A 13,093-nucleotide genomic window follows, 5' to 3' on the forward strand; every position below is an offset into this window, starting at 1 on the left:
GATTACTATATCCGGATTGTAAGGCCAGGTGAAAGGGTAAACGGACAAGTGCGGCGAATGGGATAGCCGGGTTGTTCGATTCGGTAACTCGTCGACTCGTTGATGTGCGGCGCGCGGGAATCTCCGGAGGGATCTGCCTCAGGACCTGACATAGAGGACACGTCCGAACGAGGCGCACTCGCATGTCAGACTGTGGAAACCGCACCGATGACCGAATCGAACCTTGGAGCCATAGTGGGTGGACCTGCTCGCGACGCGTTGCGCGCGATCGCCGAACTGCTCGCCCCTGACAGCACTGTCGTCATCGACCGTGTGACTCTCGCGATCGACTATCCGGAACGGTATGTCGAAGTACAGAACGAGCTGTACTCACAGACGCTCGAGAAGCCGCACCCGGAATTGGCGTGGTTTGCTCTCGTCGACGCGTTGCACGACCGAAAACTCCTGGTCTGGGTGGACTGGAACGAGGACGCTGCCGAGGTTCTCGGTCAGCTACGAGCGCTCGAGTCGGCGCCGGCAGGATCGTGGGAGTGGGCGCAGAGTCTTGCCATGGCCTTCGATCGAGCTGCCGGACTCGAATCGCTTCTCGCTCGAGTCGGCGACAACATCACCGAGACGGGCGTTTCACTTGCCTGGCTCGACAGCGACAGCGATACGTTTCTCATCGCGCTCGTCCCGAGTGTTCACGGTGCAACACTCGTCGAACTCGCGCTGGCAACCGGGCACTGCGTGCGCGTGTTCTAGAGTCTCAGCGTTTGCCGAGCAGGCGGCGCAATCCTTCGATTCGATCGCTCAGTCTGGGCGGCGTGCGCTCGGGATCCATCAGTGCATTTTCAGCGAGCACGTGGTCTTCGCCGTCGACTGTATTCCGGTCGAATTCGCGCAGACTGCGAGCGTCGGAGGTCGAGAGAGCGCGAACCGTCGACAACAGTGACTGCTCACCCAACGCGTCGTCGACTTCTTCCTCGGTGACGTCGAGGTGCTCGCTGAGTAGCCGGCGCCTCAATCCGATGATCGAGGCGCGCAACTCGACATCTGCGTCGTCGTTGGATTCGACGGCGATGTCGCACTCGGTGTCGAAGCCCATCGAACGGTTGTTGAGGTTCGACGACCCGATTCGCAGGAGGCGATCGTCCATCACGAGCACCTTGGCATGCACGTAAATTGTTGCGCCGGAAGAGGTCACGGGATAGAACGCACCGAACCGGTCGTGGATATCGGCCGACCACAGCAAATGCAGCAGGTCGTGGCGTGCCCCGTCCATCGCCTTTTGCTCGAGCCATCCATCGGCATTGCGCGGAATGACCAGAACGATCTCCGGCCCGTCGGCCTCACGTAGACGCGCGGCAATCGCCTCGGCCAGCGTGCGTGAGGCGAGGTACTGGCTTTCGATGTACAGCGTGTGTTCTGCCCCGGCGATGGCCGCGAGATAGAGCGCCTCGATCTCGCGTACCTCTGTGCGTTCGCCGAGTTCCGGCAGCGTTCTGGCGATGGCCACGTCGACGACGCGCAAAGTGGGACCCAAATTGACCGGCCACGGCGTCGCCGTGCTCTGGACCGGTGGGAGGTCCTCTCCGGTTGCGGACTTCCAGCGTGCCCGCGCTAATTCGCCGATGGCCGCGGCCGCATTGCCGTCGACCGCCGTGGTTGCGTCATGCCAAGGGCCGTAACGTCTTCCGCTCGGTGTGATCCGGTAGTCGTTGCGGTCGACGTGATCCGAGGTGTCCCAGCGGTCCACCGTCATGTCGATGCCGCCGCAGAATGCCAGAGCGTCGTCGATGACGATGATTTTCTGATGGTGCGCCGCACCAACCGGGTGGGCACCGTCGATCTCGAACCGAAGGCGCTCGTCGGTCAGCCAGTTGGACACGAAGACGGGAGTCATGCCGCGCCCAATTGCGGTGAACGCGCCGATGTTCCATTTGAGTACGAGGATTTCGAGGTCGGGTTTCTCGCGGACCAGCCAGCGGAGGAACATTCCCAATCGGTTGGGGCCGTCGAGCGTCTGCTTGCCTGGTTCGAGTTTGATGCGCGTGTCGAAGTCCCAGCCGATCAACATGATTCGCTTCTCGGCTTGCAGCATTGCGGACTTCGCATGATGAAAGTAGTCAGCGGCGTCGACGATGCAGGCAAGATTGTCGGCCGGTTCGATGCGCCAGCAGGTTTCGCCCGGAATCAGTATTCTGTTCATTCGCCGATTCCCAGGTACGCGGTCAGTTCGCGCGCCGCCGCTTGGCCGGCGCGGTTGGCTCCGATCGTCGACGACGACGGTCCGTATCCCACCAGGTGTACGCGAGGGTCGGCTTCGACCTGCGTGGCGAGGCGCCCGGTCATCGGGATTCCGCCACCCGGTCCGCGCAGGTGCAACGGCGCCAGGTGATCGAGTGAGCTACGAAAACCGGTGCACCACAAGATGACATCGGCGTCGACGACGGTACCGTCGGCCCACTTCACGCCGTTCGGAAGGATTTCGGAGAACATCGGCAGACGATTCATCACACCGCGCTCTCGCGCTGCCTGGATGGCAGGCGTCACGGGGAGGCCGGTCACCGAGACAACGGATCCCGGTGGCAGGCCGCGTCGTACACGATCTTCGACCATGGCAACCGCAGCGCGGCCGATGTCCGGCGTGAACGGCTCGTCGCGGAACTCGGGTTCGCGCCGCGTCACCCAGGTAGTGGTCGTGACGCGTGAGATCTCGTCGAGCAGTTGGACGGCCGAGATACCGCCGCCGACCACCACAACATGTTTGCCTTCGAACTCCGCAGCGGTTCGATAGTCCTTCGTATGGAGTTGTCGGCCACGGAAGGACTCGGCCCCGCGATAGTGGGGGATGAAGGGGCGCTCCCAGGTTCCCGTCGCGTTGATCAAGCCTCGCGCCGCGAACACTCCCTGGTCGGTTTCGATTCGCAGTCGCTCTTCCCTCGGACACACCACCCGTGTGTGTACCGGGCGGTGGACGGGAAGTTCGAATTGCTTTTCGTACAGTTCGAAGTAATGGGGGACCGCCACCGATGCAGGCACTTGTTCGGCGTCTGTACCGGTGGTTTCCGCGAAGGACATTCCCGGGAGGTCGTGCACACCGTTGACGGTGCTCAGTGTCAGGCTCGGCCATCGGAACTGCCACGCTCCGCCCGGACCGGACGCATGATCGAGCACCACGAACCCCGATTCGGGTTCGATTCCGAACTTGCGCAGGTAGTACGCGGCGGAGAGTCCGGCCTGTCCCGCACCGATCACCACCACGTCAACCGGGTGTGGTTGCTGTGCGGCAAGGTCGTCTGTACTCATCGGTAATCTAACCTCCTGATGTACAGAACTTAGCTGCAGAGAAGTATGCGGACGGTAGCGGCGCCTCGGAACTCCCGTGTGTCGAGCCTTCCAGAAACGAAAGTGAGCGGACATGATCGGGTTCTCCCGTGACGGCAACGTCGTGACCATCGAGTTGCAGCGTCACGAGCGTCGTAATGCGCTCAGCGCCGAACTCTGCATCGCAATACGGGACGCGATGAACGCGGCAGTCGCCGAGCATGCGCACGTTGTCGTCATCACCGGTGAGGGATCGGCGTTCTGTGCAGGCGCGGACCTGTCCGGCGACGTCTACATGGAGGGCTTCACCGACCGCTTGTTCGAAATGCTCCGGTCGATCGACACGGCGCCCATCCCCGTCATTGCCGCTGTCAACGGTCCGGCCATCGGCGCCGGTACCCAGTTGGCCATCGCGTCGGATCTGCGCGTCGTGGCACCGACCGCTCGCTTCGGAATCCCCGCGGCCACCCTCGGAGTCTCGGTGGACAAGTGGACCATGCGTCGGCTCGCGTCGCTGGTCGGCGGCGGTCCGGCGCGTACCATTCTGCTCGGCATCGAACAGATCGGCGCCGAGGAAGCTTTCACGCGCGGTCTCGCCAACAAGCTCGGAACCCTCGACGACGCTCAGGAATGGGCGCACCGCATCGCCAATCTCGCACCGCTGTCGTTGCGGCACATGAAGATGGTTCTCAACGACGACGGCACCATGGAGGAACAGTCTCCCGAGCAACTCGACGCCCTCCACGCCGCCTGGCTCAGCGAGGACGTCCAGGAAGCCCGCGCCGCCCGCATCGAGAACCGCCCTCCCGTATTCAAGGGAAAGTAAAGCTCGTTGCAGGGAAAACAGGCACCAGGCACGCGGGACAGATAGTGGCTACGCTCGTCTGAATGAAGAAGACGACGGTTCTCGGAGTTGCGGCTGTTGCCGCGGCGACAGGGTGGGTGGCGCGAGCCGCATGGGGAATCCCGACGCAGATCGGGGCGTCGCGAAACACAGTGCAACCGTATGCGGCGATGTCCCCGCGATACCGGGACCGCCAGTTCCACAACTCGGAGCCCAGCAGCACTCTGGTTCCGGGCACCGATGCCGGGATGTTCAAGTCGATGGCTACACGGGGGTCGACGGGTCGGCCGCGTCAGCCGATTCCGTTGGCAACTCCGCTGGCGCCGTCGGTAGCGGGTGACGCGGCCGTGACGTGGTACGGCCATTCGAGTGTTCTCGTCGAGGTCGACGGTTACCGCGTTCTCGCCGATCCGGTGTGGAGCGAACGCGTATCACCCTCGGCCACAGTAGGTCCCGCACGTATGCATCCCACTCCCGTGGCCTTGGCTGATCTACCGACGGTAGATGCGATAGTCATCTCGCATGATCATTACGACCACCTCGACATGGCGACGGTCAAGATTCTGACTCGCACCCAGACCGCTCCGTTTGTCGTTCCGATCGGTATCGGGGCTCACCTGCGGCACTGGAAGGTGCCCGAGAACCGGATCGTGGAATTGGACTGGGACGAGTCGACAAAAATCGACGACCTGGTCCTCACGTGCACCGAGGCTCGTCACTTCTCCGGTCGTGGCCTCGTCCGGAACACGACGCAGTGGGCGTCGTGGGTATTCGCCGGTCCGAAGCACCGGGTGTTCTTCGGCGGAGACAGCGGATACACATCACGTTTCGAACAGTTGGGTGAAACCTATGGGCCTTTCGATCTGACGCTTCTCCCCGTGGGCGCGTACGACGTGCGCTGGCCGGACATTCACATGAATCCGGAAGAGGCAGTGCAGACACACATCGACCTCAACAAGGGCGACGGATCGCGCGGTGTCTTCGTACCGATCCACTGGGCGACCTTCAACCTCGCGTTTCACTCGTGGTCGGAGCCGATCATTCGCCTCAGCGAGTCGGCCGCAGAGGCGGGCACAACAGTGTCGGTCCCGATGCCTGGCGGCAGGATCGACGCGTTGTCACCGACACCGCCGTCGAAGTGGTGGATACCGCTGGGCTGACTGCGGCCCTTGCTCGAAAGTCACCCGGGATCTTCCTCAATCCAGTCGGATTCCGAACCAACCCCCACGTTGGTACTGCAGTTGATGTGTCACGTGTTCACTGGTGAGGTCGGGATCGGGTTGTCGTTTCGGTTCCCATAGTTGTGTGACACTTTCGGATGCGGATGCGGATGCGATGCCTTCTCCGTCGAGGGTGACAACCTTCTCGTCCATTCCCAGCTGAGGCCATGCAGTTGCGACATCGATCGGCCCGGCAGGCGGTATCGGAGCCAGCAAATACTCACCGCGCACTGAGCCCGAGCGGCTTTCAGCCGTGCGTAACTCCAGCAGCGAGCCTCGCGTTCTTTGCGCGGTGGTCACCGATGATCCGTCCGCGAAACCGAGGCCGAGGAGTAGCGGCGCGCTGAAATGTGTGAACGTGGGACGCCCGTCGTAAGTGCCGAGACTCAGCGAGAGTGCCGGATCCTCGTAGCGGGCATCAATCGCGAACATCATCCCGAACGAGTAGACCCGAATCGCCGACAACCAGACAACCACGTTGTCGGTCCGGTTGAGGTCGAGAGAAATCGGCAGGTCGACGGGCCGTTCGCACCGAAGCGCCTCGTCGAGACCGTTGTAGACGTATTTCATACCGTTCCTCGATGGACTTCTCTGCTCGTTCCGACCAGCATCGCAGAACCGCGGCCCACGGGTGTGATCTTCGTGTAGCCGTCATTGCCACACGAGTCCGACCCTGATTAGTTGCTCCGGGTGCGTAATCTTTGACCATGGCTCACGAGCACACCAGTTCAGAAGAGACAGCAGTGGCGGTAGCGCCTGAGCGATTGCCGGACGACGTCGACGTCGCCCGCGGTCTGACCGCCGATCAGGTTGCAGCAAGGATCGCGTCGGGACAAACCAACGATGTACCGGACCGGGCGTCCCGCTCGGTCAAGGACATCATTCGCGGCAACGTCTTCACTCGCATCAACGCGATCCTGACCGTGTTGTTGGTGATCGTGCTCGCGACGGGTTCGATCATCGACGGCATGTTCGGGTTGTTGATCATCGCGAACAGCGGTATCGGCATCATCCAGGAGATCCGCGCCAAGCGCACGCTCGACGCTCTGGCCATCGTGAGTCAGGCCAAGCCCATGGTCAGGCGTGACGGCGTCGCCGTGGCAATGGCGCCCAAAGATGTTGTGCTCGATGACATTATCGAACTCGGATCCGGTGACCAGATAGTCGTCGACGGTGAGGTGGTCAGTTCTGCCGCACTCGAGGTCGACGAATCGCTGCTCACCGGTGAGGCTGATCCGGTTCACAAGGCGAGCGGCCAGCAAGTGCTGTCGGGCAGTTTCGTTGCCGCAGGTAGCGGCGCGTACCGCGCCACCAAGGTCGGTGGAGATGCATACGCGGCCAAGCTGGCCGAAGAGGCGAGCAAGTTCACCCTCGTGCATTCGGAACTGCGCAGCGGTATCGACAAGATCCTGAAATTCATCACCTATCTGATGATTCCGGCGGGAGCGCTGATCATCTTCAATCAGCTCTTCACGATCGGCTTGCCGATCCGACCCGCCCTCAACGGCATGGTGGCAGCGCTGGTTCCGATGGTTCCCGAAGGCCTTGTGCTCATGACGTCCATTGCTTTTGCGGTCGGGGTCATCCGATTGGGCAAGCGCCAGTGTCTCGTTCAGGAGTTGCCGGCGATCGAAGGCTTGGCCCGTGTCGACGTGGTGTGCGCGGACAAGACCGGAACGCTGACCGAGAACAGCATGCGTCTGTCCGAGGTCGATGTCGCACCGGGTGGATCAGGGGAGTCTGCAGTCAAGTCCGCGTTGAGCGCGATGGCCGCGTCCGACCCTCGCCCCAACGCGAGCGTTCTGGCGATTCGCGAGTCTCTCTCCGACGATTCCGGTTGGGGCGAAGCCACCGCGCTCGCGCCGTTCTCCTCGGCGAAGAAGTGGAGTGGCCAGTCGTACGGCAGTCACGGCAACTGGGTGCTCGGCGCCCCGGACGTGCTGCTCGATCCCGACTCGGAGATGGCCCGCAAGGCAGAAGAAGTGGGTTCGAGCGGGCTTCGTGTCCTCATGCTCGGCAGCAGCAACCTTCCCGTCGACGACGCCGACGCGCCGGGCACAGTCACCCCTGAGGCTCTGGTCGTACTCGAGCAGAAGGTGCGTCCGGACGCGCAGGAGACGTTGGAGTACTTCGCCAGCCAGAAGGTCGCGGTCAAGGTCATTTCCGGCGACAACGCGGTTTCCGTCGGTGCCGTTGCCGGTTCCCTCGGGCTCGAGGGTGGTGACCGTCCCATCGACGCGCGGGATCTTCCCAGCGATCAGGAAAAGCTGGCAGACACTCTCGACGGAGCAACGACGTTCGGTCGAGTACGACCGGATCAGAAGCGGGAAATGGTCGCTGCCTTGCAGTCTCGCGGACATACCGTCGCGATGACCGGTGACGGCGTCAACGACGTGCTCGCCCTCAAGGACGCCGACATCGGAGTCTCGATGGGTTCGGGCAGCCCGGCTACCCGAGCCGTGGCCCAGATCGTGCTGCTGGACAACAAGTTCGCGACGCTCCCGTACGTCGTCGCGGAAGGCCGCCGAGTGATCGGCAACATCGAGCGTGTGTCGAATCTGTTCCTGACCAAGACCGTCTACTCGGTGGTGCTTGCGTTCCTGATCGGTATCACCGGCGTCCTGTCCCAGGTCTTCGACTTCGAACCGCTGCCGTACCCGTTCCTGCCCCGCCACGTCACGATCGCGGCGTGGTTCACGATCGGTATCCCGGCCTTCATCTTGTCTCTCGCCCCCAACAACGAGCGCGCCCGAACCGGTTTCGTCTCCCGCGTGATGCGTCTGGCGTTGCCGTCGGGCCTGATCATCGGCATCACCACGTTCATCTCCTACGTGTTGGCTTACCAAGGCCCCGACCAGACGGAGACCCAGAAGATCCAGGCCGGAACCAGTGCACTCATCACGTTGATCATGATCGCCGTGTGGGTCCTGGCCGTCGTTGCTCGGCCGTACGTGTGGTGGAAGCTCGTTCTGATCGGCGGTTCGGTTGCCGGGTACCTCATCCTGTTCGCGCTGCCGTTCACTCGTGAGTTCTTCAAGCTTGATCCGAGCAACGTCGCTGCGACGACGCTCGCGATCACCCTCGGCGCTATCGGCGTTGTGCTCGTGGAACTCTCGTGGTGGATCAGCGCACGCCTGCACGGGGAGAAGCGGAAGATTTTCGCGACGCCCGACGACCTGCCCGGCGAGCACCACCACGCCCACAGTGAGTAAGTAGTTTCAGCGCCTGAACATCTGCACCCAGGCAATGCGATCGCCGCCGCGCTTCTTGGCCCGGTACATCGCATTGTCTGCGTGCTCGATCAGTTCGTTGACAGCCCGATCCGGTAAGTCCGCCTCGGGGCAGAGGTAGACGCTGACGCCGGTACTGGCGGATACGGGATAGGGATCGGAGTCGGACGAGACCGCCGAATGTATCTCGGTGGCAACCTGTTCGATATCTCCTCGATCGACTCCGCGCAGGACGACGAACTCGTCGCCGCCGATTCGCGCCACCACTGCCTCGGGCCCGGCGGCAGCGATGAGGCGGTCAGCGACAGCGGTCAACGCGTCGTCACCTGCTACGTGACCGTGCGTGTCGTTGAGGATTTTGAACGAGTCGACGTCGATGAGCAGTGCGATCAGAGCCTGCGTTCGATCACTGCGCAGCAGATGCTGTGCCTCGTCCTGGAGTCCGCGGCGATTGAGTGTCGCGGTGAGGTAGTCCCGGTGAGCGTTTCGTGCGTCGTCGGTCAGGCGCAGCCAGACGATCTGCAGAATCCACGCGGTGGAGAAAACCACACCGGCAACCATCAGATAGAGATTCACGACCACCCAGTCGTCGTTGACCGGCTCGGACATCGCCATGGCAGCGAGCGTCGTGCAGACAGCAAGAGCCCAGCCGATGTGGGTCACGGCAACACGCGGACTGTGAACTATCGCCGTGTAGAAGCCGATCATGATGAACAGGACGCAACCCAGCGTTCCGACGAACGCTGTGCGAACCGCGAAGAAGAGCGTGACGGCGAGCCAGAGGTCGGCCCAGACGACAAAGGCCACGGATTGGCGCCAGGTGGGCCACGATTCGTTTCGCACCCAACGGCAACCGGCATAGACCCCGCTGATGGTCCCGACTGCGAGGATGGACCGTGCAAGGGCGGAATCGGAACCGAAGCGGCTCAACTGCATGGTCGCCGCGATCAGCGCGAAGAGAAAACACCACACCGCGACTAATTTGCGTCCGGGAACGGTCAGCCCGCGAGTGTCGAGGAATCGGGGGAGCCAGGTGTAATCGGTGCGATCCGACCACCACCGGGACAGCAGTTCACGCGTGGGGTGGGGGTCGCTCCCCGTCCCGCGCAGTCCTGCATTCAATCCGGGCACCTGTCGATGTCGATGGGTGATCAATCAGCTATTGGCGGGTTAACGCTACCTCGAGTTGCGCGCGGCTCGAACGCACGGACCTGCTTTCTGGCGTAGAGGCCGTCGACCTGTGAGAATCGAAGGGCGCGGAGGAACGATTCCGCCGAAGGATGTGCGTCAGCACCGGGAGAGGACACGGACATGGGTTTCTTGGACAACGTCAAGGGATTGGTCGAAAAGGGCCAGGAGCTCGCAGCGGAGAACTCCGACAAGGTTCACGACGCGATCGACAAGGTCGCCGACATCGCCGACGACAAGACCGGCAACAAGTACGGCGATCAGATCGACAAGGCAGCCGAGGCCGCCAAGAAGGCTGTTCCCGAAAAGCAGTAAAACCGGATTCGGCCATACCGTTGCTCAGGGGCCCGTAACCGAAAAGGTTGCGGGCTTCTGTGCGTCCGCTGGGTGAACTCCCAGGGTCGGCGGGCAGAATGAACGCGTGAACTTCACCTGGATTCTGCTGGTTGTCATTGCCGCCATCGCAGTTACCGGGCTGTCCAATCGACGAAACCTGCAGGCCCCGCTGGTCCTGGTGACCGTGGGCTCGGTCGCCTCCTTCATCCCCGGTATGCCGCGGCCCGAACTGGACCCCCACGTCATTCTCGGTGTGGTCCTGCCGCCGCTTCTCTACTCGGCCGCTCTCAAGTTCTCGGTCGCGACCTTCAAACGCAACCTTGCGCCCATTCTGCGTCTCGGCGTCGGAATGGTGCTGGTGACGGCGTTCGTGGTTGCCTTCTTCGCCGAATGGATGGTTCCCGAGTTCACTATCGGCGCCGCCCTCGTGCTTGGAGCTGTGATCGCGCCGACCGATGCCGTCAGCGCGGTGGCGGTCGGTCAGAAACTCGGGCTCCCGAAACGAGTCATCGCCATCCTCACGGGCGAAGGGCTCGTCAACGACGCGACCGCGCTGACCCTCTTCACCGTCGCGGTCGCTGCCGTGACCGGAACGCGAATTGCGACGGATTCGCCCCTGTTGTTCTTCGCGTACGAAGTAATCGGCGGCGTTGTCGTCGGCTTGGTGCTCGCGTTTGTCGTCAAGTTCGTTCGCGCCCGCATGTACGACTCTCCACTCGAAACCGGCTTGGGGCTGGTCCTTCCGTTCGCTGCCTACCTGGCCGCTGAAGAACTACACGCGTCCGGTGTTCTGGCCGTCGTGGTTGCTGGTCTGGTGATCGGACACTATTCGACGGACGCGTCGATCATGACCAGGCTGCAGGAGCGCTCGGTGTGGTCGAGCCTGGACACGCTCCTCGAGATGTTCGTCTTCGCGTACATGGGGCTGCAACTGAGCTTCGTGATCGACGATGTTGTCGCCGACGGGCTTCCGGTGCTTCACGTGTTCGCGTACGGTCTGGCAGTCCTGGCCGTGGTCATCGTGATTCGGCCGGTGTGGCTGTTCCTGAGCTACTCCCGTGTGCGATTCGGTGTAACCCTGCGCCGTGATCGCGAGAATCAACTGACGTGGAAACAGAATCTGGTGGTCTCGTGGGCGGGAATGCGCGGTGTCGTCACTCTTGCTGCGGCCGGCGGTATCCCGTTCGCGCTCTCGTCCGGCGAGCCGTTCCCCGGACGCGGCGTCATTCAGGCGATCGCGTTCATCGTCGCGGTCGGGACACTGCTCATCCAGGGATCGACCTTGCCGTTCCTCATTCGTCGTCTCGACGTCGCGGATCCCTATGAACAATTGCGTACCCAGGAACAGATGGAGTTGGCACGCAACATTTCTCGCAAGGCCGGTGAGAAGGCGTTGGCCGACGCGGCCGCGCACCCTCCATCCGGGATCGATGGAAAGGAATTGCAGGCAATCGTCGAGCGCGTACGCCGCTCGATGCAGGCGAGGCTTCAACTCCAAGAGGTCGACGAGGACGCCGATCGCGAGGCCGCCCTGTGGAATGCGGGAGCGCTCTTCGACAAATTCCGGCATCAATCCCTTCGCTCGCAGCGAGTCGCACTGATCGCCGCGCGCGACGACGGAGATCTCGACGACGAGGTATTGCGTACCGTATTGGAAGGACTCGACATCGAAGAGGCCGCAGCCGAGGAACGTGTCAGGCGTCGCCGAGCAGGCAGCGCGGGCAAATAGAGGGGAACACTGCGTATGACGGTTCGGAGTTCGAGGGTTCGCGCAGGCTGGGGAGTCGTGGTGGCGAGCGCGCTCCTCGTGAGCGTCGGCTGCGGATCGGATGCCTCGCCAGATGTCTCTGTCACCGACAACGCAACCACGACTACCCCGCCGGTCGAGAGCAGCGCGCAACGCGGCGTCGTGTTCGACAGTGAACCCTTCACCAGCACAGCCGAAGTGGCGGCGTCCGGAGCGAGCGCGGTGAAAATCCTGTACGGCTCCACCTCCGGTATCGACGGCCGGGAGACCCAGGTATCGGGAACCGTGTTCACACCGCCTGGAACGCCGCCGGAGGGCGGTTGGCCGATCGTCTCCATCGGCCATGGCACGACGGGTATTTCGGACGACTGTGCGCCGTCGACCTCGCCGACCCTCTTCGGCACGATCGGCCTGGTCGCGCCGTTCCTCGGCTCGGGATACGTGGTCGCTGTATCCGACTTCGAGGGCCTCGGCACTCCGGACCCGCATCCTTACCTGCAACCGGACACCGCGGCGTTCAACGTCATCGACGCGGTTCGAGCGGCGCGCAACGTCGTTCCGGACACCTCGACTCGGTGGGCAACTCTGGGGCTTTCCCAAGGCGGGCAGGCTTCCTGGGCAGCGGCCGAGGAAGCCGACACCTACGGCGACGGACTGGAATTCGTCGGTGCAGCAAACCTGTCCCCGGCAGCGGACATCTCGCCGATCATCTCGAGTGATTCCGAGGTCAATCTGTCACTGCCTCAGCAACTGCTGCTGCCCTATGTACTCGAAGGGCTGTCCCTCACCCATCCGGAGCTCGAACGAACCGACTACGTGCGCGGCGCATTCGAGCAGAACTACGACCTGCTCACCTCGTGCCTGACCTCTCGCGCGACGGAGAAGTTGGGTCTTGTCGGAAAGGTGACGCCCGCCGACACCCGGCCAGCTACCGCCGAGGACGCGGACCGAATTCACGCGTGGCTCAGCGACGTTGCTCTCCCACGTCAACGCGCGAGCGGTCCGATGTACGTAGTCGTCGGTACCAATGACAACCTCATCCGTCCGGAATGGACCGAGGCGGCCGTCGAACGTGCCTGCGCCGAGGGTGACGTCATCGAATTCCAGGCGCGACCGGGCGAAGGTCACGCGGACGGCGCCGCTGTGCCGGGAGCTGTTGCGTGGGTGAAGGATCGATTTGCAGGTGTTCCGGCACCGAATACCTGCGGGTCGTGAATCG

The 13,093-nt window shown here is 62.8% G+C and carries 11 protein-coding genes; 7 read left to right on the forward strand and 4 right to left on the reverse strand.

Going from position 1 to position 13,093, the window contains the following annotated elements; all coding sequences use genetic code 11:
* Positions 1-207: 207 nt before the first annotated feature.
* Entirely contained in the window at positions 208-744 is a 537-nt protein-coding gene (locus AC1DVN_RS18835) for a DUF6630 family protein (RefSeq protein ID WP_254664940.1), read from the forward strand.
* A gap of 4 nt (positions 745-748) precedes the next feature.
* Here AC1DVN_RS18835 and AC1DVN_RS18840 read toward each other — a convergent pair whose 3' ends face one another.
* Both AC1DVN_RS18840 and AC1DVN_RS18845 read right to left on the reverse strand, forming a co-directional pair.
* A complete protein-coding gene (locus AC1DVN_RS18840) occupies positions 749-2,191 on the reverse strand; it encodes a phospholipase D-like domain-containing protein (protein ID WP_046379034.1) in 1,443 nt (480 codons plus the stop codon).
* Positions 2,188-3,291, reverse strand: a complete 1,104-nt coding sequence (locus tag AC1DVN_RS18845; protein ID WP_046379033.1) for an NAD(P)-binding domain-containing protein — start codon at positions 3,289-3,291, stop codon at positions 2,188-2,190. The genes AC1DVN_RS18840 and AC1DVN_RS18845 overlap by 4 nt, the downstream gene beginning before the upstream one ends.
* Before the next feature lie 112 nt (positions 3,292-3,403).
* Here AC1DVN_RS18845 and AC1DVN_RS18850 point away from each other — a divergent pair, with 112 nt between their 5' ends.
* Entirely contained in the window at positions 3,404-4,135 is a 732-nt protein-coding gene (locus tag AC1DVN_RS18850; protein ID WP_019744845.1) for an enoyl-CoA hydratase, read from the forward strand.
* Positions 4,136-4,197: 62 nt separating this feature from the next.
* The gene (locus AC1DVN_RS18855) at positions 4,198-5,313 is read left to right on the forward strand and encodes an MBL fold metallo-hydrolase (RefSeq protein ID WP_046379032.1); all 1,116 of its coding nucleotides are present in this window, start codon (positions 4,198-4,200) and stop codon (positions 5,311-5,313) included.
* A 36-nt stretch (positions 5,314-5,349) separates the two neighbouring features.
* Here the strand turns inward: AC1DVN_RS18855 and AC1DVN_RS18860 are convergent, their stop codons facing one another.
* Positions 5,350-5,943 (reverse strand): hypothetical protein, encoded by a 594-nt coding sequence (locus AC1DVN_RS18860; RefSeq protein WP_029255981.1) that lies wholly within the window; start codon positions 5,941-5,943, stop codon positions 5,350-5,352.
* A gap of 137 nt (positions 5,944-6,080) precedes the next feature.
* Between AC1DVN_RS18860 and AC1DVN_RS18865 the strand changes: the two genes are divergently transcribed.
* Positions 6,081-8,585: an HAD-IC family P-type ATPase gene (locus AC1DVN_RS18865; protein ID WP_477994118.1), complete on the forward strand. Its 2,505-nt coding sequence runs from the start codon at positions 6,081-6,083 to the stop codon at positions 8,583-8,585.
* A 6-nt stretch (positions 8,586-8,591) separates the two neighbouring features.
* Here the strand turns inward: AC1DVN_RS18865 and AC1DVN_RS18870 are convergent, their stop codons facing one another.
* The gene (locus AC1DVN_RS18870) at positions 8,592-9,734 is read right to left on the reverse strand and encodes a GGDEF domain-containing protein (protein WP_477994119.1); all 1,143 of its coding nucleotides are present in this window, start codon (positions 9,732-9,734) and stop codon (positions 8,592-8,594) included.
* Positions 9,735-9,914: 180 nt separating this feature from the next.
* Here AC1DVN_RS18870 and AC1DVN_RS18875 point away from each other — a divergent pair, with 180 nt between their 5' ends.
* From AC1DVN_RS18875 to AC1DVN_RS18885, 3 genes are all read left to right on the forward strand, one after another.
* On the forward strand, positions 9,915-10,106 hold the full coding sequence (locus AC1DVN_RS18875) for an antitoxin (RefSeq protein WP_003940164.1): 192 nt from the start codon (positions 9,915-9,917) through the stop codon (positions 10,104-10,106).
* A 106-nt stretch (positions 10,107-10,212) separates the two neighbouring features.
* Positions 10,213-11,856 (forward strand): Na+/H+ antiporter, encoded by a 1,644-nt coding sequence (locus tag AC1DVN_RS18880; protein WP_019744841.1) that lies wholly within the window; start codon positions 10,213-10,215, stop codon positions 11,854-11,856.
* 15 nt (positions 11,857-11,871) lie between these two features.
* Positions 11,872-13,089: a lipase family protein gene (locus AC1DVN_RS18885; RefSeq protein ID WP_046379030.1), complete on the forward strand. Its 1,218-nt coding sequence runs from the start codon at positions 11,872-11,874 to the stop codon at positions 13,087-13,089.
* Positions 13,090-13,093: the final 4 nt, after the last annotated feature.

The organism is Rhodococcus sp. P4_E4, assembly GCF_056401575.1.